Origin of the sequence: Brucella lupini (assembly GCF_002252535.1) — a bacterium.
In the GTDB taxonomy this organism is placed as follows: Bacteria; Pseudomonadota; Alphaproteobacteria; order Rhizobiales; family Rhizobiaceae; genus Brucella; species Brucella anthropi.
Genome location: NZ_NNRN01000057.1, coordinates 144,689 through 168,288, shown reverse-complemented (window position 1 = coordinate 168,288; position 23,600 = coordinate 144,689). Strand labels below are relative to the sequence as shown.

The following is a 23,600-nucleotide window of genomic DNA, read 5'->3' as shown; positions in this document are numbered from 1 at the left end:
ATTTCCAGCAAACGTGCGGAGCGGTTTTGCATGAGGCAAATGCAATGAACCAAATACTTAGAGCGGTTTCAGCGACTCCGTTTTAACTGGGAGCGCTCTGGCGAAAAGCTACCCTTCAAAAGTCTGCAAAACTTGCAAAGACCAGTTTTGGAAACCAGTTCCGAGAAATGAAACTCCGATACCGCCTAATCGCATCGGAAGAGATGAGCATACGTGTCTTCATCGCTCCCACGTGAAGACATATTGACATCGCACGGCCCATCTCTTAATTGTTCAACAATATTATTGAACAAAAAAGGGAACGATATGCCTGCTCCAACAATCTCAAAACGCGTGACTGAACTGAAATCAGCCTTGCTCGCTGCCACATTTGCCGTCGTTGCGTTGGCCCCGCATGAGGCCGCAGCCGCGCCTCAGACCGTCAAGGAAAACACACTGTCGGTCGGATCTGACCTGACCTATCCTCCCTTCGTCTACATGAAGGACGGCAAGCCGGCAGGTTTCGATGTCGAGCTGATGGAAGGGGTGGCAAAGCAGCTTGGGCTTGCTGCAGAGTTCAAGGACACGCGCTTCACCAGCCTCATCACTGGTGCACGCGCCAACCATTTCGATGTCATTGCATCGGCGCTTTACGTCACGCCTGAGCGGCAGAAGATTCTCAATTTCATCCCGTACATCAAGGCTGGCTCGTCCCTGCTCGTGCTGAAGGACGCCAAGTTCCGCCCGGCGAACGAAAAGGAGCTGTGCGGCAAGATCATCGGGTCGATGCAAGGAGCGTCCTGGCTCCCGAAGCTGAAGGCACTGTCGGAAGATTATTGCGCCAAGAACAATCTCGGCGCCATCGAGACACGCGAATTCGATACGGATGCGCAGGTCACGCAGGCATTGCGCAGCGGCTCGGTCGACGTGGAATTCATGGATAATGTCGTTGCTGCCGAACTGCTGAAGAAGTTCCCCGACGATTATGCCGTTACATCCAGTGCGCTCATCTATCCGATCATGGTGGGTGTAGCCACCACCCCGCAGAACAAAGAGCTTTTCAATGCCATGAACGATGCTTTCGCCCAGATGCGAAAGGATGGTTCCTATGACGCGCTCGTCAAAACCTATGGCATGGAGCCTGTCACCGACGATGAAATCAAAGCGGTCGTTTCCACGGCTCAATAAACCGGAAGCGGGGCGGACTGGCCCCATTTCCCTCTGCATGGCCGAAACGGGAGGCTTCGCTTGAACTACGATTGGCATTACGCGCTCGGTCTGCTTGCAGACCGGGATTTCTGGGAGGCGAGCTGGGTTGTGATCAAGCTTAGCCTGCTGAGCTGGCTTCTGGCGGCGATTGCGGGCTTCGGTCTGGCACTGGCAAAGCAATCATCATGGTCGGTGATCAACGGTCCCGCACGGGCCTATATCTGGTTCTTCCGAAGCCTTCCGCTTCTGGTACTGCTGATTTTCATCTACAGCCTGCCGCAGGTCTTTCCGGTCCTTCGCACCCTCCTGTCGAATGCTTTCGCGGCTGGCCTGATCGCGCTTGTCATCAGTGAAACCGCTTATATGGCAGAAATCCATCGGGGTGGTTTGCTCGCCATTCATAAAGGCCAGATCGAGGCGGGGCGTGCGCTGGGTCTGAGCTTCCTCGGTATCCAGCGCCTGATCGTCGTTCCACAGGCAATCCGGGTTTCATTACCCGCAATGTCGAATGAACTCGTCACCATCGTCAAGCTCACTTCTCTGGTTTCGGTCATTTCGCTTGCCGAAATCCTGCTTGTCGGCCAGCGGCTCTATACGCAGAATTTTCTGGTGCTCGAGACGCTCACCGTCGTCGCCTTCTTCTACGTCCTCATCGTCACGCTGTTTGATCGCGGTCTTTCAATGCTGGAACGCCGCTCGGATGTGATACGGCGCGGTCAGAAGGCACGCACCTTGTCGCCACAGGAGGTTGCGGCAAAACTGTCCGGCACTGAAGCTCCCGTCGATCGCGCGCAAGGCAAATCCCAGCAAGCCGACACCATTGCCCTGGAAGCAACTGAACTTCGCAAGGCCTATGGTTCGCATGAAGTGTTGAAGGGCGTCAGCCTGACGGTGAAATCCGGTGAGGTCATCTCCATCATCGGTCGTTCGGGCTCGGGCAAGACGACCTTCATTCGCCTGCTCAACGGACTGGAACGTCTCGATGCCGGTGAAGTAAAACTGCACGGCTCGCCGTTCATCTCGGCCGAATTGACGCAATCGGGCAAGCATATTTTCCGGGAAGACGTTTCCCTGATCCGCGATGTCGGCATGGTGTTCCAGAGCTTCAATCTTTTCAATCACAAGACTGTGCTTGAAAACATGCTCCTTGCGCCTCTGTACCACAAGATCGGTGCGCGAGCCGACCTTGAGCGGCAAGCCTTTCATTATCTGAACAAGGTGGGCATGGCCGCCCATGCGGAAAAATATCCGCACCAGCTTTCGGGCGGTCAGCAGCAGCGCGTTGCAATCGCTCGCGCCCTGATGATGTCGCCAAGCATCATTCTGTTCGATGAACCCACTTCGGCACTCGACCCGGAAACCGTCGAGGAAGTGCTGGGCGTTATCCGCTCGCTCGCAAGCGAAGGCGTGACGATGGTCATCGTAACCCATGAAATGAACTTCGCTTTCGAAGTCTCCGACAGAATTCTCTTTATGGACGCGGGCAAGGTCGTCTGCGACGATACGCCGGATAAACTCAAATCCGGTATCTATCCGCAGTTGAAACCTTTCCTGAAGAATATGACGGTCTGAAACATGAACCAGCCTGCCACCCTTCGTGATCCCGCATTCATTCGCGTCGCCAATGCCATACGCGACGACATTCTCAAAGGCCGCCTGTTGAGCGGCACGAGCCTGATCGAGGCCGAACTGATCAATGTCTACGATGTATCGCGCAACACCCTGCGCGAAGCCATGCAGCTTCTGCGTCAGCAGGGGCTGGTCTCGCAGGAGCCGAACAAGAGCGTCCGCGTGAAACGGCTAACGGAAACGGACATTCGCGACATCTTCGTGGTGCGCCGGGTCGTCGAGCTCGGCGCACTCCGTGGGCGAAACTCGGTTCCCGCCGACTGGCTGGAAAGGCTCAACGAGGTGATCCGCAATGAAAGTGAAGCGACCGCCCGCGCGGACTGGACGGCGGTGGCCCGCCAGAGCCTTCTCTTTCACCAGGAAATCGTATCGCTGCATGGTAGTCCTATCTTCGATCAGATGTTCTCCCTGCTCGTGACCCAGCTGCGTCTGGTTTTCGTCACCGGCAACGAACAGGCTTTCCATGAACCTTGGTTGAAAAGAGAAGCCGAAATCTGCCGCCTCATCGCAGCGGGTGACTGCGAAGCCGCCTCCGGTCAGCTTGAGAACTATCTCGCGGATTCAGAGAAAATGCTGACGGCATTGGTCCGGAACTGATCGCAGCCGATTGCGATAGAGCGCGTTTCGCTTCGATTGAAGCAGATCGGCGCTCTAACCTCTTATATTTCAAGCATAATCTTATCGATCCTCGTTTCACTTCGGTCGGATTATGCTCTAACGGGACATGCTTTATGAAACACGATCCGCAAGACAAATCCGGATTGGGATCTGCCATGGCTTGCAACCGGGTTGAAAAGCTCGACCTGGCGCTGTCTGACTATGCGGCGCGTGACTGGAATGCGCGAGAGGTTTTTCTCAACCGGCGGTTCGAGGCGGCCCGCACCGAGCTCGGCCATTGGCAAGCGCTCAGTGAAACCAATCGTGAACTCCCGCCGCTTGCAGGACTGACGATGACGGTCAAGGCCTGCTTCGACACTGAAGGCTGGGTGACCAGCTGTGGTTCGAAAGCATTACAAGAGGCAGCTCCTGCAAGTGCAAGCGCCGCTCTGGTGCGCAGGCTTCGCATGGGTGGCGCAACACTGCTCGCGCAGACAAACATGACCGAATTTGCTTATGGCGCGCTCGGGGTCAACACACATTTCGGCACGCCACGCACGCCGCTCGACCCTGCCGGAGAGGCGATCGCTGGCGGCTCTAGTTCTGGTGCAGCGGTGGCCGTCGCGCGCGGATATAGCGATTTCGCCATCTGCTCCGATACCAGCGGTTCAGCGCGCATTCCAGCGGCTTTCTGTGGCGTCGTGGGCTTCAAACCAAGCCGCGGACGCTACGAAACCGATGGAATGCACTGGTTGTCGACCAGCTTTGACGTGCCGGGGATCATCAGCACTTCGGTCGCCCATTGTCGCCTGATCGATGATGTTGCCACCGGCATCCCGGCAAGGAAACCGCGGCGCTCAAAGCAGATAAGACTGGCAGTTCCCCGCCTGCTTTCGGAAACCGCTCTCGACAATACCGTTGAAGATCTTTTCGGGGCTTGCCGGTCCGCTCTGGAAGCAGCAGGAATTGTCGTCCAGGATATCGAACTTCCAAGCTTGATCGAGAGTGCCAGGATTGCCGTCGATGGCGGGATGATCGGTGCCGAGGCTTACGCGCTTCATCGCGAGCGGCTCGCCGTCGATTTCGATAGTTATGATCCCTTGGTCGGAACGCGCATTCAAAAAGGTCGGGAAAATCCCGCCTATCTCTATGTGAATGCATTGAACGCCCTTGCTGCCTGCCGTGAGCAGTTCGACGCGGAAATCGAGGGTTTTGACGGTTTCATTCTGCCGACCGTTCCCATGCTGCCGCCCGCCTTGGCCACGCTTGCAGACGAGGAAACCTATCTGGCGCTCAACCGGCGTGCATTCTCGCTGACAGAATTCGCCAATCGTCTTGATCTGCCCAGCATCTCGCTACCAATCGGGAAGCACCCTGCCGGTCTCATGCTGACCGGACTGCGCGGCGAGGACGAGACGCTACTGGCCATCGCAGAAGTACTCGAGCCGCTGGCCGCCAAGTTTTAACAGCCTTTTTGACACTGAAATGAGGAGAATACTATGATTGTCGTGACATCCGATGAAATCGCCGGCACCGCACGCGATGCTTCCGGACCCGGTTGGGAAAGCCGCCGCATGATCGTGCGTGACGACGGCATGGGCCATTCGGTCCACGAAACCCGCGTCAAGGAAGGCGCTGAACTGCACCTGCACTACAAGAACCACTTCGAAACCAATTATTGCTTTTCCGGTGAAGGCGAAGTCGAACACAAGTTGAGCGGCGAAGTGTTTCCGATCCGCCCCGGCACCATCTATGCGCTGAACGAAAACGACCCGCATATCCTGCGCGCGACCAAGGGCGACCTTGTGCTGGTCTGTGTTTTCACGCCACCGCTGGCTGGCAATGAAGTGCACCGCGAAGATGGCAGCTACGCTCCCGCCGACTGAAGTATAGAGTTTCGGCAATTGAAAGAAAACGCCGCGATTGATCGCGGCGTTTTTGTTGATCTGCTGTTGGTTCAGAAACCGTGTGTGCGATCATATCCGTTGAGAGCAGGCGGCGCCCAGCCTTCCGGCAGACGTTCTGGCTTGTAAATCTCTACCACCATCGGATGGCAGGCGGCAGTATCGGAAGAATGTTCTGCCGAACAGTCACCCCCGGGACAGGCCGACAGACAGCCAAGAAGATTGATCTCGGCAAAGAATTCCAGATAGTCGCCCGGTCGAACAGGGCTTGCCTTCATGAAATATTGCCCAGTATCCCGGGTGAAGCCCGTGCACATGAACACGTTGAGCACGTCGTGAATATAGGTTTCGGCCTCGTGCAGCGGCTTGCCCGTCTGCTTCGCAAAAGCGCGCGTGAGGTTGGAATGGCAGCAGTGATGGTACTGCCCGCCATGACTCAGAAGATTATTGGTATAAGGATCGCAGCGCGTGCCGATCACGTCATGCACCGCGCCGCCAAATTCGTCGAAACCATACCAGTCCAGACTGTCGTGAGTGATGGTGGCCATCGGACGCAAGTAAGGAAAACTGGAGAACAGCTGGTCTCCCAGCCCCACATGGGTTCCGTTGAGCGCGCGCGTCTTGCCGCTATAGAATTTCTCGTTGAGGTCGTCCGCATTGAACAGGTTGAGATCACCGACCTGCGGTCCCTCGCTGCATACGATACGGCAGAAATGCCCGGCCAGAACGGACCAGCACTCTGCATCCCTCGGCTGCACGGTGATGCGCTCGACAAGAACAAGTTTGTCGCGAAGGGCGCGATAGGCATCGAGATCAGGTCGTGGCAGCGTATCGACCGGATAACAGATCACTGGTTTGACGGCCATGCGAGCAGCGGCATCGGCAGGCCGCGGCGTGATCGAGTTTGTCTTCATGAAGCGCTCTGTCGTTCTCTTGCGTTTGGATCGCCACGATACGCCACCGCGCATTCCATGACGGACAAGTTCTAACATGGAAGATATCGTTCAACAATATTGATGAATAATCATAGGCACTGCCATACTTTATGTCAGCCTTGTTTGAAGAGCTTCAAAGCGACATGCGAGCAGCGACGGAACAATACATCTGTGGTGCGTAATAGAACGCCGATCTGATTGAATCAGATCGGCGTTCTAACTGTTTGTTTTGGCGCAGATCTTGTTCACAAGAAATGCCTTTCACTTCTCGGCATTTCCCCTAGTGAGCTATCATGACATGACGCACGGCGGTGTAATCTTCCAGCGCGTAAATCGACATGTCCTTGCCGTAACCCGACTGTTTCAGGCCGCCATGCGGCATCTCGTTTGTCAGCATGAAATGGGTGTTGATCCATGTGCAGCCATATTGCAGGCGGGCTGCGGCCTGCATGCCCTTGCTGACATCCTTGGTCCAGACCGACGAGGCAAGGCCGTAATCACTGTCGTTGGCCCATCGCACGGCTTCATCGACTTCGCTGAAGCGTGTGACCGATACAACCGGACCGAAGACTTCCCGGCGCACGATTTCATCTTCCTGCAATGCTCCGGCGATGACGGTCGGTTCGAAGAAAAAGCCATTGGCACCGGACGTATTACCACCTGCGGTCACCTCGATATGCTTGTGCTCGCGAGCGCGGGCGACGAAACTTCCGACACGGTCGCGCTGTCGGCGGGAAATGAGCGGTCCGATCTCGTTCTGGCTGTCGTCGTCGAGATTATAGCGAATACTGGAAACGGCCGACGACAGGTCAGCGACGAAACGGTCGTAGATGCGTGCATCGGCATAGATGCGGCAGGCAGCGGTGCAGTCCTGTCCGGCATTGTAATAGCCGAAGGTGCGGATACCGTTGACGACCGCTTCTATGTCCGCATCGTCGAAGACGATGACCGGCGCTTTGCCGCCAAGCTCCAGATGAGTGCGCTTCACGGTTTTGGCCGCGGCCTGCAAGACCTTCTTGCCGGTGGCGACATCACCGGTGATCGACACCATGTCGATCCGCGGATGGTTGATCAGCGCGTTGCCGACGGTTTCACCTCGCCCCAGAACGACATTGACAACGCCCTCGGGCAGAATATCCGCCAGCAGCCTGGCCATTTTCAGCGCGGTCAGAGGCGTCTGTTCGGACGGTTTGAAAACCACCGTATTACCGCCTGCAATGGCTGGCGCCAGTTTCCATGCCATCATCATCAAAGGATAATTCCAAGGAGCGATGGAGCCGACAATGCCAACCGGATCACGACGGATCATCGATGTGTGGTTCGGGATATATTCGGCGGCAAGCGGTCCATGAAGATTACGCACTGCACCCGCAAAGAAGCGATAACAATCCACGATGGCCGGAATCTCGTCATTGATGACAGCATTGATCGGCTTGCCGCAATTGAGCGCTTCCAGCGTGGCGAACCCTTCAGCGTCCCGCTCAATCGCATCGGCGATTTTGAGGAGATAATTGGAACGTTCGGCGGGTGTGGTGCGTGACCAGGTCTTGAATGCCTTGTCGGCGGCGGCGACTGCAGCGTCGACCTGTCCTAGCGATGCCTCGGGCAGCTTGAGAACGGTCTCTCCGGTCTTGGGATTGAGGACGTTTTCTTCCGTCTCCGTACCCGCTTCAAAGCGCGAGCCAATCAGCATTTCGGTGTTCATGTCGTTCTCCCTTGTGTCATTTCCCGTGACCGGCGACCTGATCGCCATCGCGGGTGAGATAGTAGGCTGCGAGGATGGGCAGGAAGGTCACCAGAACCACCACCATGGCCACCACATTGGTGACGGGGCGCTGGCGCGGACGGATCAGTTCCTGAAGCATCCAGATCGGCAGGGTCATCTGCTGGCCGCCAGTAAATGTGGTGACGATCACCTCATCGAAGGACAGTGCGAAGGCGAGCATGCCGCCTGCGAGCAGGGCCGTTCCGATATTCGGCAGGATGACATAGCGGAACGTCTGGAACCCGTTGGCGCCAAGATCCATCGAGGCCTCGATCAGCGAACCGGAGGTGCGCCGGAAACGTGCAACCGCGTTGTTATAGACGACCACCACGCAGAAGGTCGCGTGACCGAGCACGATGGTCCACATCGAAAACGGAATGTCGAACAGCGAGAAGGCCGAGCGCAAGGCGATGCCGGTTACAACGCCGGGCAAAGCTATGGGCAGGATGACCAGCAGCGAAATGCTTTCGCGTCCGAAGAAATGCGTTCGGCTGACAGCGGCGGCGCACAACGTTCCAAGCACGAGCGCAATCAGGGTCGCAATCGTCGCCACCTGCACGGAGAGCGCCAGCGACGACCAAACATCGGCGCGATTCCAGGTGACTTCGAACCATTGCAGCGTGAAGCCCGGCGGCGGCCATTGATAGCTCTTCTCTTCCGTCGTGAAGGCATAGACGAAGATGAGCAGGATCGGCAGATGCAGGAAGGCGAGACCCAGTCCGGCAGCAAGCTTCAATCCGAAGGAAGCGCGGTTGTTACGATCAGAGCGCATCGAAAGCCCCCTGTTTCTTGGCGATCCACAAATAAATGGCCATGATGACGATCGGCACGACGGAGAAGGCAGCCGCCAGCGGCACATTGCCTGCCGTTCCCTGCTGGGTATAGACGGCCTGCCCGATGAACAGGCGCGACGAGCCGATGATCTGCGGAATGATGTAATCGCCAAGTGTCAGCGAAAAAGTGAAGATCGATCCCGCAATGATGCCCGGCATGGCAAGCGGCATAAGCACGGTTCGGAAAGTCTGCGCCGGCGTTGCGCCGAGATCGGACGACGCCTCGACCAGATTGCCGGGCACACGCTCAAGTGCTGCCTGCGTCGGCAGGATCATATAGGGCAGCCAGATATAGACGAAGACGATGAACGTGCCGAGATAGCTGACCGACAGCGAATTGCCGCCGATGACGGGTAAGGACAGGATGCCGTCAAGCAGCCAGGACAGGTGCAGTTTTGCAAATATCCAGGTCAGGATGCCTTCCTTGGCGAGGATCAGTTTCCACGCATAGACCTTGACCAGATAGCTCGACCAGAGCGGCAGCATGATGCCGAGATAGAACAGCGCTTTCCAGCGCCCACGTGCGTAGCGGGCGGCATAATAGGCGATGGGAAAGGCGATGAAGGCCGATGCGACCGTGACCAGCGCAGCCATCGAGACGGTGCGTATGATGATGTCGAGATTGGCCGAGTTGAAGAGCTGCGCATAGGTGGCAAGCGTGAAATTATAGTCGATCAGACCGGAGAAATCATCGACCGAGAAGAAGCTCTGCAACAGAAGTGCGATCAGCGAGCCGATATAGATGATGCCCAGCCACAAAAGCGGCGGCGTAATCATGAGAAACAGCAGCAATCCCGGACGACGCCAGAACAGGTCAGAGAGGCGACCGAGCATTCCGCCGCGCTGCGGCAAGATGGAAGCCGCCGGATTGGTCCCGGAGTTCGCGAGTGTGGAAGCCTGCACGCCGGTCATGCTGCTTGATCCATATAATGAACGTCACCGGGATTCCAGACAATACGGATATCCGATCCGGTCTCGGGAACGGTTGCACCAGCAGGCAGCATGACATGCAGTCTGGCGCCTTCAGCTTCAACACCGAGACGTGTAGCGGACCCAAGGAAGCTGGCGGTTTCGATCCGCGCCGCGACCCCGACCTTATCACTCTTGTCTGCAAGGCGAATGGATTCCGGGCGGAGGCTTGCCCAACGTCGTTCGCCGCCGAATGCAGCCATAACCTCCGGCGCGACCACATTGGAGGAGCCGACAAAGTCGGCAACAAACCGGGTTTGCGGGCGGTTATATATTTCCTGTGGCGTTCCGGCCTGAACGATACGACCATTGTTGAAGACAGCGATACGGTCCGCCATGGACAGCGCTTCGCCCTGATCATGGGTCACGAAGACAAAGGTGATACCGAGCGCCTTTTGCAGGCTCTTCAGCTCTTCCTGCATCTGCTCGCGCAGTTTGAGGTCGAGAGCACCGAGCGGCTCATCGAGAAGCAGCACTTTGGGCTTATTGACGAGGGCGCGAGCCAGCGCGACGCGCTGTCGCTGTCCGCCGGAAAGCTGGCTCGGCTTGCGTGCGCCATAACCGGGCAGCTTGACCAGTTCCAGCATGTCCTCGGCGGCACGGTGTCGTTCGGTCTTTCCGGCGCCCCGTACCATCAGCCCATAGGCCACATTGTCCAGAATGCTGAGATGCGGAAACAGCGCGTAATCCTGAAAAACCGTGTTGACGTTCCGTCGATAGGGCGGAACGCCGCCAGCACTTTCGCCGAAGATCTCAATCTTGCCGTCAGTCGGCTGCTCGAAGCCTGCAATCAGCCGCAGACAGGTTGTCTTGCCAGAACCGGAAGGGCCCAGCATGGCAAAGAATTCACCGGACGCGATGGTCAAATTGACATGATCGACGGCACGGACTTCGCCGAAGTAACGGCTCACATTTTCGAAACGAACTGCTGCTGTCATGGTTCTATCCATCATGGAGCGCCAGCCTCTGTTGGCGGGCGGGCACGTCTTTCCGTTCCCTTCCTTCAACAGAAGGAAGGGCGATCTTCGAGCTTATGATAGTCGATGTCAGCGACCGCCAATGACGCCGATATAATCCGATACCCAGCGATGATAGGGCACGCATTCGCCCTGGCTTTCGCATTTGGCTGTCGGCGTGCGCCAGAAGCTGATCTTGGCGAAATTATCGAAGCCGTTGGTCGCGCAGCCTTCGTCGGTCAGGAGCGCATTACCCTTGCAGGCTGCCGGAACCGACGGTACCGCACCGAACCAGGCTGCGGCATCGCCCTGAACTTTCGGTTTTAGCGAATGCTCGAACCACTTATAGGCACAATTGGGGTGCTCGCTATCCACATGCAGCATGGTGGTGTCGGCCCAGCCGGTCGCACCTTCCTCCGGGAAAGTCGAGCCAATCTTTGCGTTTTCCGATTTCAGAAGATTGACCTGGAACGGCCATGAGCCGGAAGCCACGACACCTTCATTCTTGAAATCGTCAATCTGGATCATGGCGTCATGCCAATAACGGCTGACGAGCTTGCGCTGTCCACGCAAGAGATCAAGTGCTGCCTTATACTGGTCTTCATTGAGTTCGTACGGATTCTTGATACCAAGTTCCGGCTTGTGCTTCATGAGATAGAGGGCGGCGTCCGCAATATAGATTGGGCCGTCATAGGCCTGCACGCGGCCCTTGTTGGACTTGCCATCCGGCAGGTTCTGTTCTTCGAACACCACGTTCCAGCTCTTCGGCGCTTCGTCCTTGAAGACGTCGGTGTTGTACATCAGCACATTCGGCCCCCAGAGATAGGGCACACCGTAATGCACGTCCTTGACGGTGAACCACGGCGCATTTTGCAGCCGTTCGTCTACGGTCTTCCAGCTTGGGATAAGGTCAGTATTGATCGGCTGAACACGCTTTCCAGCCACGAGGCGGAGAGAGGCGTCACCGGAAGCGGTGACCAGATCGAAGCCGCCTTCATTCATCAGCGCGACCATTTCATCGGAAGTGGCGGCGGTCTTCACGCTGACCTTGCAGCCGGTTTCCTTCTCGAAATCCGTAACCCAGTCGTAGTTCTTGTCGGTCTCGCCGCGTTCAATATAGCCCGCCCAGGCCACGATGCTCAGCGCGCCTTCACCTTCGCCGATCGCTTTCAGCGGTTCGGCGGCGATGGCCTGCGTCGCAAAGCTTGCGACAGCCATCAAAGCGGTACAGGATTGCAGAATCTTTTTCATCGACCACTCCCGTTTTTTCACATTCAGTGATTTTGTTCCCGGAACGGATCGTGTGCTGAAACCTTGCCTTTCGCAAATTCATTTATCGAAAAGCTGATATCGGTTTTCCCGATATCGAAGACTAACGCAGTCTGCCGGAACGGGCCGCTTCGGCAATGCCAATAAAGTCACGCGCGGATTGGGGCAGGCTCGATCCCTTGCGCCAGGCCATGCCGACCTGCACGACAGGCAGTGACCCAGAGACATCGCGGCTTTCGATCCGATCACCTTCCAGCGACCATGGGCGATAGACGAGATCGGGAAGGAGCGCGATGCCTGCACCGGTGGCTACCAAACTGCGCACGGCTTCCACTGAACGCGTGCGAAAAGCCACATGCGGACGGGCGCCGAGGGCGGCCAGAAGCTTGCCGGTATTTTCCTCGATTTCATCAACCGTCAGCATGATCAGAGGTTCCTTCGCGATATCGCTTACCGAAATGCTGTCCGTCGGGACCAGCGGATGGCCCAGAGGCAGCCACAGCCGATAGGGCGAGGTTTCGAGAATTTCCGCGTGAAGTGCCATACGGTCCCGGAGATTGGAGATAACCATCACTGCCACATCCAGTTCACCACCGACCAGGAGATGTTCAAGATAGGAACCATTATCCTCAATGGCGCTGATTTCAACGCCGGGAAAAGCCCGGCGATAGCGGGCAAGCAGGTCCGACAGCACATAACCCGCGACGAGCGAGGTGACGCCGAGATTGAGTTTACCTTTTTCCTGAATGCGATTGTCCGTGAAGGAGCGGCGGGCATCCGATACGTCTGCCAGAATTTTCGTTGCGTGGCGCAAAAACTGATGACCGTTATGTGTAACGGTAAGGCCGCGAGGGTGCCGTTCGAAAAGCTCTACATTCAGGTCCGTCTCAAGTTCTTTGACGGCTTCTGTAACGGACGATTGGGAAATGGATAGTTTCTGCGCCGCACGGGTCACAGACCCCTGTTCGGCCACAGCGATGAAGTATTGTAACTGCCGCAGGGTAAACGCCATTTTTTCAATTAAGCAAGCGCGCACTGCTATTGCAATAGGGACTGAGTACGAAGCCTAATCGTACCGTCCATACACCGGTCAGTTACGGTCGAGGAAGCATCCATCTGGATGAAAATAATCGAAGCTTCCGTTCCAAATCGCACTTCGCTTCGATGAGAATATCGGCTCACAACCAAGTCGATTTATAATTTACAATTATCTTCCATATACCATAATATCTATCATTAAATTACTTTGATAATCAAAATAGTTTTGAATGTAATATTATCTTATTTAACTATGATAAAATATTCGCCCATACTTCTGCTATATTCAGTAGGAGGACATGCGATGCCGAAGATCGTTGGAACCAATGATGCCGATACTATAGTTGGCACGGAAGAGAATGACCGCATCTGGGCCCTTGCGGGAAATGACATCGTCGACGGAGGTCTTGGTAGCGATATCATCGACGGCGGTGCGGGCGATGACGTCCTGACAACAACATGGCGCAATGTGCCGGAGTTCGATGAATTAAACGGCGCCAGCGGCAACGACCGCCTCATATTCAATTTTTCGGGCGGTGCGGCAAGAGGTGGTGAAGGGGTTGATACGCTCGTTACCGATTTATCCAATCGTTCAGACTCAGTTGCGTTTAACGCAATGCAGGGACATGCCTATTGGGGAGATGGCAGCTCAAGCTTTGATCACCTCTACTTCACCGATCTGGAACGCCTCAACCTCAAGACCGGCGCGGGCAATGATACTATAGATGCTACGGGCTTCCAGTTTGCCAACATACATGCAGGCGCGGGCAATGATTATGTGCGAGGCGGTACTGGCAACGACCAGATAACCGGTGGAGCGGGCCACGACAATCTACTGGGCGGGGATGGTGACGACCAGATCAAGGGCGGCAGCGGTGATGATGTGATCGACGGCGGTAATGGCAATGACACGCTGTCCGGTAATGATGGCAACGATAAGCTCAGCGGCGGCAGGGGAAACGATACCCTGATGGGCGACGAAGGTAACGACACGCTGAATGGAGGAGATGGCAATGACCGTCTCTACGGCGGAGCTGGAACCGACATATTATTGGGTGGAGCAGGCGACGACTATTTACAGAACACGGACACGGACGGCGATATCTTGTTTGGAGGCGACGGAAACGACTACTTCACCGCAGGATCAATAGACAGTGGCTATAGTGGCTATTGGTTTGAAATGCACGGCGGTGCCGGAAACGACACGTTTTCGATCTATTCGGATGGAGGACTTGGCACCATTGATGGAGGCGACGGTATTGATACATTGGCCGTCACTTTCGACGATGTGGCAGCCGGTTTCAAGTTCGACGCCGCCGACTATACCTCGACCGAGGTGTTCAACATCAGTGTCATCTCCGCCTATCAGGGTGCTCAGGTATTCGGCGGAAACGGCGATGACCGCATCGTCAGCATCGAGAGTTATCGTGAAGGTTTGAGTGGGAACGATACCTATAATGGTCGCGGGGGCAACGACGTGATCCATGGAGCGTTTGGGCTGGACAGCCTTCTCGGTGGCGAGGGCGATGATAAACTGTACGGTGGCGCAAGCTCTGACCGGTTATTGGGCGGAACCGGTGCAGACACTCTCAGCGGTGGAACTGAAGCCGATACATTCATTTGGGACAATGCATCACTGCAATCCAACGATATTGATCACGTCACCGACTTTGATGTCCAAGGTGGCGATGTGCTTTTGTTCCGGGATACTGAGGTCATAACTGATTTCGCCAGCTTCGTCGCGGCGTCAGTTGATACACCAGACGGTGTTTTCGTCAGCATCGATGGCGCAACGAATGGGATTGTAATTGAAGGTGTCTTGCTGAGCGAGTTGACGTCCGACGACGTTTTGTTCAGCTGAATTGAACTGGCATTGTGCCGTCCGGCATATGTTTCATCACCAGCGTCAATCCAATAAAGTGGACTGACGCTGGTGGTGACCATTTAAAGATGGTCGCGCGGAATAGTCTGGTTCCATTCGCGGATTTTGACCGTCTCGCCATTTTCCTTCGCCGTCAGTACGCCGGAAATGTAGAAACTCTCAGCATCTGAATGCATCTTCGTGATGCTTTTGATGTCGATCATCCAGCCTTCACGACCCATCTGATAGGCCTGTGTCAGCACATAGGATGCCGACAGCGGGTCATTGTCATTGACGCGCAGCTCGCGCTTGAGACTGTGGCTCAACTGTGTGTCGAGATCGTCAAAGCGCAAGATACCTTCGCCGAACAGACCGCCGATGCCTTCCGTCACATAGAGCGTTTCGCCGGTGACGTGATCCTGTTCGGTCCAGCGGCGTACGCTGCCCGGATCAAGCTGGGTCATCGGTGTTGCCGGGCCATGCGCTGGCTTCTGGAAGCAAACCTTCGCATCGTCAGCAGACGGCAGGCGCACGGGCAGATCGAGAAACGATGTGGCGGTGTCGAGCGTCAGCATCACGCGCTTTGGCGATGGCCAGACCATCGGCCAGTAACCCGTTGCAACCGAAAGACGGATGCGATGGCCCTTCTTGAAGCTATAGCCACTATCGTTGAGCTTGATCGCGATTTCATAGGTCTTGCCCGGCACCAGCATTTCCGGCTTGTCATGGCCGTTGATGTGGTTGAGGTTGAAGACCTGATAGCTGACGCGAGTGATGCGGCCATCCGGCAGAACGTCGCTCAGGCGCAGCGAAACCTGTGCAACCGGTTGATCAACGGTAAATGTCAGGCGAGCAACCGGCGCACCCAGAATTTCAAGATCTTCGGTCAGGACGGGTGTGTCGAAGTTGAGCGAGCCGCCATCGTCAAGACGCTGATCGGTCGGGTGTTCGCCGGGGCAACCCGTTGCCATCCATTCGCCGCCAGCCTTACCGTGGCTGTTTGGCGAGGAAATCGAAAGCACAGCCTTGGCGGCATCGGCCTTGCCCAGCGTGAAATCTGCACCAAGCGCGAAGGACTTAGGCGTGATTTCCGTCGACGGCCAGTTCTGTTCGCCAACCCAGCGTCCATTGGTGAAGTAGCGGGAGCCAGTCGGCTCGATGGTGTCGCAGACATAGGCGCGCAGCTTCGGCTCGTCCATGATGCCGGTGTCTTTGCCCTTGAGCCACTGGTCCCACCAGCGCACTGCTTCCTGCAGGAAGCCGATTGCCGGACCCGGCAGGCCGTCCTGCGGATAGACGTGACCCCAAGGGCCGATAATGCCGCGCGCAGGAACCTGCAGGTTTTCGAGCAGGCGCGGAACAGCATTGGTGTAACTGTCGGCCCATGCGCCAATGGCGAGAACCGGGCACTGGATTGCTGACCAGTCTTCGCAGACCGAGCCATGCTTCCAGTATTCATCGTAATGCTGGTGTTCAAGCCAGAGCGCCGGGAAGAATGGCAGGCGTTCCAGACGTTCAATCCATGCATCGCGCCAACCGGCACCCACAATCGCCGGATCGAGCGGACGCGACTGATAGGCGAGCATGATGGTGCCCCACCAGAGATTATCATTGAGCAGCAGGCCGCCCATGTAGTGGATGTCGTCGCGGAAACGGTCGTCGGTCGAATAGGCGGTGATGATCGCCTTCAATGCTGGTGGACGGCAGGCTGCGACCTGAAGGCCGTTGAAGCCCCCCCAGCTCTTGCCCATCATGCCGACATTGCCGCTGCACCATGGTTGCTCAGCGATCCAGGCGATGACTTCCAGCGCGTCATCCTGTTCCTGCTGGATGTATTCGTCAGCCATATGTCCATCGGATTCGCCCGTACCACGCATGTCGACACGGATCGCGGCATAGCCGTTCTGTGCGAAATAGCCATGCATTGGCTCATCGCGGCCACGGGTGCCATCACGCTTGCGGTATGGAATATATTCGAGCACGGCAGGAACGGGATTTGCCTCAGCGCCTTCAGGCAGCCACAGGCGCGCGCCAAGACGGGTGCCATCTTTCAGAGTGATCCACAGGTGCTCGGTGATATTGACGGTCATGATCGGTTCCAATTTCAATAAAGAGGAGCCGGTGCGGCATTAGCGCCGCATCGGTAGTTTAGCTGGCGGCGCGAGCCTTGAGTATGTCGTCCAGCCAGTCGCGGCGCAGCTCCGGAACGGATGTGATGAGCTGCTCCGTATAGGGCTCGTAAGGCGGTTCGAAGATTGCCTTCGTGGTGCCGGTTTCGACCACCTTGCCCTTCTGCATCACCATGGTGCGGTCGGCGAGCCGACGGACGACGCCAAGGTCGTGGGTGATGAAGAGATATGACACGTGCAATTCGTCCTGCAACTTGCGCAGAAGTCTGAGAATTTCCTCAGCCACGAGCGGGTCAAGCGCCGAGGTGACTTCATCGCAGATGATAAGATCAGGCTTTGCTGCCAGCGCGCGGGCGATACACACGCGTTGTTTCTGTCCGCCTGAAAGTGCGCCCGGAAGGCGGTTCGCAAAGTCGGCAGGCAGGCCGATCAGTTCAAGCAGACGCTGGACCTCGATCTCGCGCTGGTCCTCATTCATGCCGAAATAGAACTTCATCGGACGACCGATGATCTCACCAACGGTCTGGCGTGGGTTCAATGCCACGTCCGGAAGCTGGTAAACCAGCTGAATGCGGCGCAGTTCTTCGCGCGAGCGCTTTTTGTAGTTCGCTTCCAGCCGCTGCCCGGCAAGCGTGATGATACCGCTTGAGTGTGGCGGCAGGCCTGCAATAATGCGCGCAAGCGTTGATTTTCCGGAACCGGATTCACCCACGACCGCAAGCGTTTCGCTGCGACGGATGTAGCAACCCACATCGGTCAGGACGAGCTTCTTGCCGTAATAGGCGGTTGCGTTTTTCACTTCGAGCAGGATTTCGCCGGTCTTGTGTTCGGCCTGTTCGCCCGAAATGCTCGATTCACGCTCAGACACCAGACGCTGGGTATAGTCCTGCTTTGGCGCTTCGAGAATTTCTTCTGCAGAACCAAGCTCGACCATTTTGCCGTGACGCAGAACCATGATGCGGTCGGCAATTTGGGCCACGACTGCAAGGTCATGCGTGATGTAAAGAGCGGCAGTGTTGTAACGCTGGATCAGGCTGCGCAGGAGTGCCAGCACTTCGATCTGGGTCGTGACGTCCAGCGCGGTTGTCGGCTCGTCCAGCACCAGAATATCCGGGCGGCAGGACATGGCCATGGCGACCATGGCACGCTGCAACTGACCACCGGAAACCTGATGCGGATAGCGATCACCAAAAGTGTCGGCATCCGGAAGCTGCAATGTATGCAGCAGTTCCAGCATCCATGCCTTGGCTTCTGCCTTGGTCATCAGGCCATGATAGAGCGGGCCTTCCATGATCTGATCGCCAATGCGGTGCGCCGGATTAAACGACGCCGCCGCACTTTGTGCCACATAGGCGATGCGTGCGCCGCGCGCCTTTTCACGGGTCTCGCGGGTGCCATCCATCAGCGAAATATCGTCAACGACAACTGTGCCTTCAGCGATCCTGCAGCCGCCACGGCCATAGCCCATCGCGGCAAGGCCAATGGTGGATTTGCCTGCGCCGGACTCGCCAATAAGGCCAAGCACTTCGCCACGCTTCAGCGTCACATCGACATGATCGACAAGCGTTGCGTCATTGGGTGCTTTGACGACGAGGTCGGAGATTGAAAGAACGATATCCTTGCTCATCGATCAGCTCCCTGCGTGGTCGTGCGTCCGGCCAAAAGCCAGTCAACGACGAGGTTGACGCCAACGGTGAGGATGGCGATTGCAGCCGCCGGAAAAAGCGGTGCGTAGAGGCCGTAGAGAATAGCCTGCTGGTTGTCCTTCACCATGCCGCCCCAGTCCGCGAATGGCGGCTGAATGCCAAGGCCAAGGAACGACAGACCGGCCACGAAAAGGAAGGTGAAGCAAAAACGCAGGCCGAATTCCGCAATCAGCGGCGGCAGCGTATTCGGCAGGATTTCACGCCAGATCAGCCAGCCGAGACCTTCGCCACGAAGACGGGCGGTTTCAGCATATTCCAGCACATTGACGCCCTGCGCCACGATGCGTGCTAAGCGGAACACGCGGGTGGAATCAAGCAATGCGATGGTGATGATCAGAACCGGCAGTGACGAGCCGAGCGCCTGCAGGATGACGAGCGCCGAAATGAGCACGGGAATGCACATGACGGTATCGACGATGCGCGAAAGGATCGTATCGACCCAGCCGCCGAAGATGGCTGCAAGGAAGCCGAGCGGTACTCCAACGCTGAACGACAGGAGCGACGCTGCGAGCGAGACGCCGATCGACATCTGCGCACCGAAGAGCAAGCGCGAGAGCATGTCGCGACCATTCTGATCGAGACCGAACCAGAACTGTGCCGATGGCGGATCAAACGGTGCACCAACGATTTCTTCCTGACCATAAGGCGCGATTAGCGGGCCGAACAGAAACATCAGGAGGCAGAGCGTGACGATCGCAAGACCGACCCACGCCGTCAGGGGAATAGACTTTTTCATCGGGGGTGCCTCAGACGCGGATTGAGCGCGATGGCAGCGACATCGGCGATGATATTGAGAATGACATAGGCCGCGCCAAAGACGAGGGCCGCAGCCTGCACGAGCGGAAGGTCACGCTTGGAAACGGCGTCAACCATGAAGCGGCCAAGGCCGTTATAGTTGAAAACAGCTTCGACAAGCACCACACCGGTGATGAGGTATGCGATGTTGAACGCCACCACATTGACGATAGGCGCCGCCGCATTGGGCAACGCGTGCTTGGTCACAACGCGCTTGGTGCGAAGTCCTTTGAGATATGCCGTTTCGACATAGGCCTGATCCATCACCGACAAAACGGCCGTGCGGGTCATGCGCATCATCTGCGCGACCGTCACGAGAACCAGCGTCAGTGCGGGCAGGGCCGTGGCCTGAATCCATTCGAGGAAGGTCATGCCTTCATAGGTGTCGGCGAGGCTTGGCAGCAGGTTGAAGCGGATCGACAGGAACAGGATCAACAACAGGCCGAGGAAATATTCGGGCAGAGAAACGAAAGCCAGCGCCACAATGTTGATAACACGGTCGAAAATACCGCCGCGTTTGACCGCGGTGACAAGGCCGAGAAGGATGGCGATTGGAACGCTGACGACCGCGGCAAAGGCTGCCAGTGCCATCGTATTCCAGAAACGTGGCCAAAGCAGTTCTGCAACCGGCTGCTGATTGGCAAGCGAGGTGCCAAGATCACCGGTCACGAAACCTGCAAGCCACGCGAAATAGCGTGCGAGGACCGGTTGATTGAGACCGAGGCTTTCGCGCAGCGTGGCAAGCGCTTCCGGCGTGGCATTCTGACCGAGAATGGCGGACGCCACATCACCCGGCAGGATCTGCGTGCCGGCGAAAATCAACGCCGACACGAGGAACAGCGTGAGGAGCCCGAGCCCCACACGCTTGAGAATTAGAACGAACATTATGCTTCCAGCCAGACTTTTTCGGCAAGGCGCGCACCCATCAGATTGAACATCGGATGCGTGGTGACGCCCTTGAGCTTCTTGGAGGTGGCGTCGAGATAGTCGCCGAACATTGGGATAAGCGCGCCGCCATCATTGCTGATCATGGCCTGCAGCTCGGCATAGATTTCCTTGCGCTTGGCCTGATCGAGCATTGCACGGGCTTCGAGCAATTTGGCGTCAAAGTCAGCGCTCTTCCAATGTGTATCGTTTTGCGAAGCGTTGGATGCATAAGCGACCGACAGGGCCTGATCAGCAGTCGGGCGACCACCACGATAAGACATGCAGAACGGTGCCTTCATCCAGACATTGTCCCAATATCCGTCGGCCGGCTCACGCTTGATATCGATCTCTATCCCTGACTTGGCTGCAGCAGTGCGGAAGATCGCGGCTGCATCGACGGCGCCAGTGAAGGCTGCGTCAGAAGCCGAAAGCTGGATTTTCAGTGAATCCATGCCAGCCTGCTTCAGATAGAACTTTGCCTTTTCCGGATCATAGGCACGCTGCGGCAGTGCAGCGTCGAAGAACGGGTCGGTGCTCGGGATCGGATTGTCGTTACCCAAGCGTCCGTAGCCGCGCAAGGCTGTCTTGAGCAGTTGCTCCCGGTCGATGGCGTGCTTGACGGCAAGGCGAACATTGTTGTCGGTGAACGGCGCCTGCGTGCAGTCCATCAGGAAGGAGAAATGCTGGCCGCCAGACGACTGGACGATGTTGAGGTTCGGATTGCGCTTGAGCAGATCGACCGTCTTGAAATCAAGCTGGTTGATAGCGTGAACCTGACCGGACATCATGGCGTTGGTACGGGCCGACACATCATTGATGACGATGACTTCAACTGCATCGACCCAGGCCGTATTGGGCTTCCAGTAGCTTTCATTACGCGTGAAACGCGAACGCACGCCCGGCTGGAAACGCTCGAAGACAAAAGGACCGGTGCCGACCGGCTTGTTGAAATCGGTCCAGTCCTTGGGAACCACGAGGAAGTGATAATCGGACAGGATGTAAGGCAGATCGGCGTTGCCGCTCGTCAGCGCAATCTTGACTGTAGCGGCATCAACCTTGACGACATCGGTAAATTCCGAAGCGAGCGAACGAGCACCGGATGTGGTTTCGCCGCGATGCAGGTTGATCGAATAGATGATATCGTCAGCGTCGAGCGTCTTGCCATTGTGGAAGGTCACGCCCTGACGAACCTTGAAGGTCCATTCCTTGGCGTCGGCAGACGGTTCCCAGCTTTCAAACAGCTCAGGCACAGCCTTGTTGTTGGCGTCGATTTCGACAAGGCCGTTCATCAGCATGTAAGCCTGATTGACCGGAACCCAATCCTTCAGCAGGCGCGGATCGAAATTGTCTGTGGTAGAGCCGCCTCCAATGCCGAGCTTGAGCACTCCGCCTTTCTTTGGTGTGCCATCACCTTCTGCGGCCATTGCAGAATTGATAAGGCCACTCATGCCACTTGCCGCAACAAGGCCAAAGCCGGCTGCGCCCGACATGAAAGAGCGGCGTGTCAATTGAAACTGGCTTTTTTGCTCAGGCATTCTGTACCCCTGTGTTTAAGTCATAGCTTATTGGCTTTTGCGGGTGGGGTAGCTCACCGGACCCCTTATTTTCAAGGGTTGATGTCGAATTTCTGGGTATGACTTTTGTGCATACCCCCATGCGAAATGTGTGTCTTGGCATTTGCGCGAACAGGAATAAAGGAGCGTTCAACAGTGATGGCAGGGGTGCTTTTCGTTCAGGAAAGCAATCCCCGCTTTTTCAGATTTTGATGATCCTGGAGATCGAAAATGGGTTTGCCGGATGTGATCGGCTTGGTGGGCGCGTTCTTTTACCTTCTGGGCTATGCGCTGATTCAATTGCGTATTTTTTCCGTCGATGATCCGGTCATTCCGTTGCTGAATGTTTTGGGCGGGGTCGCGCTGATCTATTCGCTTGCCTGGAATTTCAACCTCGGCTCCTTCATCTCACAGGTTGCCTGGCTGATAATCACCGTTATCGGATACATCCGTTTCCGCATGGTTGCGCGTCGCCGCGTCGCTCTTCCGCAGGAATGATATGTTTAACAGATCCGATCATCTTTATGTGATTGGATCTGTTCCATTGCTTGCTATCAGCCAGTCGGACACTTCCCGCACGATTTTGCGCTGGTGACGATCAGCTGGTCGCATGAGATAGAAATAGGCGTCCGACCGCATCATGTGGCTGTGCGCCGGGACCAATGTTCCGCTCGCAAGCTGCTCCTTGATAAGCCAAGTCCAGCCAAGCGTGATACCGATGCCCTGCGTTGCGGCGGCAACACAAAGACCATAGTCACCGAGCCGCCATTCCAGTGCACCGGCTGGACGAGAAAGTCTGGCATCATGCCACCATTCCGGCCAACCCTGCCACTCGCGCATTGTATCTTCGATGGCGAGCAGAACCGGTGCCTCCTGTTCCATGATGCCGGGCACGCCTGGCGCTGAGACGGGTACGACTTCCTCCCGGCCCAGCACGGTCAGATTGACCCCGATAGGCCGCTCCTTGCGATAGAATAGCGCAAGATCAAACTCGTCCAGGCGCAGATGTGCCACGTCATCCGTTACACGCAACCGGATTTCGATTCCGGGAATTTCCGCCTTCAGCCTGCCTATTCGCGATAGGAACCACTGGTCGGCAATCCCGCGTGAACAGGCGATCGTGATTTGTCGCGGCCCAATCCATGCCCGCAAGCCGTCTGTGACAGCGCTCAGATCGCCCAGAAGTCGGCTTACCTCCGAGGCATAGCTCTCCCCGATAGCAGTCAACTGCACGCCGACAGGCAGACGATTGAACAGTTTCGAGCCTATGAAGGCTTCCAGCTTGCCAATCTGCCGACTGACGGCGCTTTGGGTGAGGCCGAGCTCCAAACCTGCGCGAGAGAAACTCCCGAGCCGAGCCGCACTGTCGAAAACTACCAGCGCGTTGAGCGGCGGCATGGATTGACGACCGACTGCCAAAGTTTATTTCTCCCGTTTCTCAGAAGGCATGCATCTTTTTATGGTTTAGGTTTTCTGTATCGGGTCCTTGTCAGTCAAGCCCCTCCGATGGATTATCTCGTCACGGATTTTTTGCCGATGAATGCGA

Annotated in this window: 20 protein-coding genes; 7 read left to right on the top strand and 13 right to left on the bottom strand. The window is 56.6% G+C overall.

Annotated elements, in window-relative coordinates:
• Positions 1-306: 306 nt before the first annotated feature.
• The 5 genes from CES86_RS22350 (at position 307) to CES86_RS22330 (ending at position 5,300) form a co-directional block, all read left to right on the top strand.
• The gene (locus CES86_RS22350) at positions 307-1,167 is read left to right on the top strand and encodes an ABC transporter substrate-binding protein (RefSeq protein ID WP_010660493.1); all 861 of its coding nucleotides are present in this window, start codon (positions 307-309) and stop codon (positions 1,165-1,167) included.
• Positions 1,168-1,227: 60 nt separating this feature from the next.
• A complete protein-coding gene (locus CES86_RS22345) occupies positions 1,228-2,760 on the top strand; it encodes an amino acid ABC transporter permease/ATP-binding protein (protein ID WP_010660494.1) in 1,533 nt (510 codons plus the stop codon).
• 3 nt (positions 2,761-2,763) lie between these two features.
• On the top strand, positions 2,764-3,414 hold the full coding sequence (locus tag CES86_RS22340; RefSeq protein ID WP_010660495.1) for a GntR family transcriptional regulator: 651 nt from the start codon (positions 2,764-2,766) through the stop codon (positions 3,412-3,414).
• A gap of 176 nt (positions 3,415-3,590) precedes the next feature.
• Positions 3,591-4,880 (top strand): amidase, encoded by a 1,290-nt coding sequence (locus CES86_RS22335; RefSeq protein WP_235819993.1) that lies wholly within the window; start codon positions 3,591-3,593, stop codon positions 4,878-4,880.
• Positions 4,881-4,913: 33 nt separating this feature from the next.
• Positions 4,914-5,300 carry an ectoine synthase gene (locus tag CES86_RS22330; protein WP_010660497.1) on the top strand — a complete coding sequence of 129 codons (387 nt, stop codon included), beginning with the start codon at positions 4,914-4,916 and terminating at the stop codon, positions 5,298-5,300.
• 71 nt (positions 5,301-5,371) lie between these two features.
• Here CES86_RS22330 and CES86_RS22325 read toward each other — a convergent pair whose 3' ends face one another.
• The 7 genes from CES86_RS22325 to CES86_RS22295 all read right to left on the bottom strand — a co-directional run bounded on the left by CES86_RS22325 (position 5,372) and on the right by CES86_RS22295 (position 13,057).
• Positions 5,372-6,232 carry an urea carboxylase-associated family protein gene (locus tag CES86_RS22325; RefSeq protein ID WP_010660498.1) on the bottom strand — a complete coding sequence of 287 codons (861 nt, stop codon included), beginning with the start codon at positions 6,230-6,232 and terminating at the stop codon, positions 5,372-5,374.
• Positions 6,233-6,533: 301 nt separating this feature from the next.
• A complete protein-coding gene (locus CES86_RS22320) occupies positions 6,534-7,958 on the bottom strand; it encodes a gamma-aminobutyraldehyde dehydrogenase (RefSeq protein ID WP_029928586.1) in 1,425 nt (474 codons plus the stop codon).
• Positions 7,959-7,974: 16 nt separating this feature from the next.
• The gene (locus tag CES86_RS22315) at positions 7,975-8,790 is read right to left on the bottom strand and encodes an ABC transporter permease (RefSeq protein WP_010660500.1); all 816 of its coding nucleotides are present in this window, start codon (positions 8,788-8,790) and stop codon (positions 7,975-7,977) included.
• Positions 8,780-9,763, bottom strand: a complete 984-nt coding sequence (locus CES86_RS22310; protein ID WP_010660501.1) for an ABC transporter permease — start codon at positions 9,761-9,763, stop codon at positions 8,780-8,782. Before CES86_RS22310 ends, CES86_RS22315 begins: the two co-directional genes overlap by 11 nt.
• Complete coding sequence (locus CES86_RS22305) at positions 9,760-10,758, bottom strand: ABC transporter ATP-binding protein (protein ID WP_029928588.1); 999 nt, start codon at positions 10,756-10,758, stop codon at positions 9,760-9,762. Before CES86_RS22305 ends, CES86_RS22310 begins: the two co-directional genes overlap by 4 nt.
• Before the next feature lie 108 nt (positions 10,759-10,866).
• Entirely contained in the window at positions 10,867-12,027 is a 1,161-nt protein-coding gene (locus CES86_RS22300; protein ID WP_094515482.1) for an ABC transporter substrate-binding protein, read from the bottom strand.
• Between the two features lie 121 nt (positions 12,028-12,148).
• Entirely contained in the window at positions 12,149-13,057 is a 909-nt protein-coding gene (locus CES86_RS22295) for a LysR family transcriptional regulator (protein WP_029928592.1), read from the bottom strand.
• Positions 13,058-13,387: 330 nt separating this feature from the next.
• On the opposite strand from CES86_RS22295, the gene CES86_RS28235 reads away from it, so the two are divergent.
• Entirely contained in the window at positions 13,388-14,944 is a 1,557-nt protein-coding gene (locus CES86_RS28235; RefSeq protein WP_029928601.1) for a calcium-binding protein, read from the top strand.
• Between the two features lie 83 nt (positions 14,945-15,027).
• Here the strand turns inward: CES86_RS28235 and CES86_RS22285 are convergent, their stop codons facing one another.
• From CES86_RS22285 to CES86_RS22265, 5 genes are read right to left on the bottom strand one after another with little or no spacing between them, the layout of a single operon-like run.
• On the bottom strand, positions 15,028-17,034 hold the full coding sequence (locus CES86_RS22285) for a CocE/NonD family hydrolase (protein ID WP_094515481.1): 2,007 nt from the start codon (positions 17,032-17,034) through the stop codon (positions 15,028-15,030).
• Positions 17,035-17,092: 58 nt separating this feature from the next.
• Positions 17,093-18,700 (bottom strand): ABC transporter ATP-binding protein, encoded by a 1,608-nt coding sequence (locus tag CES86_RS22280; RefSeq protein WP_010660507.1) that lies wholly within the window; start codon positions 18,698-18,700, stop codon positions 17,093-17,095.
• Positions 18,697-19,515 carry an ABC transporter permease gene (locus tag CES86_RS22275; protein WP_010660508.1) on the bottom strand — a complete coding sequence of 273 codons (819 nt, stop codon included), beginning with the start codon at positions 19,513-19,515 and terminating at the stop codon, positions 18,697-18,699. The genes CES86_RS22280 and CES86_RS22275 overlap by 4 nt, the downstream gene beginning before the upstream one ends.
• The gene (locus CES86_RS22270) at positions 19,512-20,459 is read right to left on the bottom strand and encodes an ABC transporter permease (RefSeq protein WP_010660509.1); all 948 of its coding nucleotides are present in this window, start codon (positions 20,457-20,459) and stop codon (positions 19,512-19,514) included. Before CES86_RS22270 ends, CES86_RS22275 begins: the two co-directional genes overlap by 4 nt.
• On the bottom strand, positions 20,459-22,036 hold the full coding sequence (locus tag CES86_RS22265) for an ABC transporter substrate-binding protein (protein ID WP_010660510.1): 1,578 nt from the start codon (positions 22,034-22,036) through the stop codon (positions 20,459-20,461). Before CES86_RS22265 ends, CES86_RS22270 begins: the two co-directional genes overlap by 1 nt.
• A 249-nt stretch (positions 22,037-22,285) precedes the next feature.
• Between CES86_RS22265 and CES86_RS22260 the strand changes: the two genes are divergently transcribed.
• Complete coding sequence (locus CES86_RS22260; RefSeq protein WP_010660511.1) at positions 22,286-22,552, top strand: CBU_0592 family membrane protein; 267 nt, start codon at positions 22,286-22,288, stop codon at positions 22,550-22,552.
• Positions 22,553-22,576: 24 nt separating this feature from the next.
• On the opposite strand, the gene CES86_RS22255 is transcribed toward CES86_RS22260, so the two are convergent.
• On the bottom strand, positions 22,577-23,473 hold the full coding sequence (locus CES86_RS22255; RefSeq protein WP_010660512.1) for a LysR family transcriptional regulator: 897 nt from the start codon (positions 23,471-23,473) through the stop codon (positions 22,577-22,579).
• Between the last annotated feature and the right edge of the window lie 127 nt (positions 23,474-23,600).

Coding starts and splice junctions, on each gene's coding strand:
- CES86_RS22350 (WP_010660493.1), top strand. CDS start 307: ATGCCTGCTCCAACAATCTCAAAACGCGTGACTGAACTGAAATCAGCC.
- CES86_RS22340 (WP_010660495.1), top strand. CDS start 2,764: ATGAACCAGCCTGCCACCCTTCGTGATCCCGCATTCATTCGCGTCGCC.
- CES86_RS22335 (WP_235819993.1), top strand. CDS start 3,591: ATGGCTTGCAACCGGGTTGAAAAGCTCGACCTGGCGCTGTCTGACTAT.
- CES86_RS22330 (WP_010660497.1), top strand. CDS start 4,914: ATGATTGTCGTGACATCCGATGAAATCGCCGGCACCGCACGCGATGCT.
- CES86_RS22325 (WP_010660498.1), bottom strand. CDS start 6,232: ATGAAGACAAACTCGATCACGCCGCGGCCTGCCGATGCCGCTGCTCGC.
- CES86_RS22320 (WP_029928586.1), bottom strand. CDS start 7,958: ATGAACACCGAAATGCTGATTGGCTCGCGCTTTGAAGCGGGTACGGAG.
- CES86_RS22315 (WP_010660500.1), bottom strand. CDS start 8,790: ATGCGCTCTGATCGTAACAACCGCGCTTCCTTCGGATTGAAGCTTGCT.
- CES86_RS22310 (WP_010660501.1), bottom strand. CDS start 9,763: ATGACCGGCGTGCAGGCTTCCACACTCGCGAACTCCGGGACCAATCCG.
- CES86_RS22305 (WP_029928588.1), bottom strand. CDS start 10,758: ATGACAGCAGCAGTTCGTTTCGAAAATGTGAGCCGTTACTTCGGCGAA.
- CES86_RS22300 (WP_094515482.1), bottom strand. CDS start 12,027: ATGAAAAAGATTCTGCAATCCTGTACCGCTTTGATGGCTGTCGCAAGC.
- CES86_RS22295 (WP_029928592.1), bottom strand. CDS start 13,057: ATGGCGTTTACCCTGCGGCAGTTACAATACTTCATCGCTGTGGCCGAA.
- CES86_RS28235 (WP_029928601.1), top strand. CDS start 13,388: ATGCCGAAGATCGTTGGAACCAATGATGCCGATACTATAGTTGGCACG.
- CES86_RS22285 (WP_094515481.1), bottom strand. CDS start 17,034: ATGACCGTCAATATCACCGAGCACCTGTGGATCACTCTGAAAGATGGC.
- CES86_RS22280 (WP_010660507.1), bottom strand. CDS start 18,700: ATGAGCAAGGATATCGTTCTTTCAATCTCCGACCTCGTCGTCAAAGCA.
- CES86_RS22275 (WP_010660508.1), bottom strand. CDS start 19,515: ATGAAAAAGTCTATTCCCCTGACGGCGTGGGTCGGTCTTGCGATCGTC.
- CES86_RS22270 (WP_010660509.1), bottom strand. CDS start 20,459: ATGTTCGTTCTAATTCTCAAGCGTGTGGGGCTCGGGCTCCTCACGCTG.
- CES86_RS22265 (WP_010660510.1), bottom strand. CDS start 22,036: ATGCCTGAGCAAAAAAGCCAGTTTCAATTGACACGCCGCTCTTTCATG.
- CES86_RS22260 (WP_010660511.1), top strand. CDS start 22,286: ATGGGTTTGCCGGATGTGATCGGCTTGGTGGGCGCGTTCTTTTACCTT.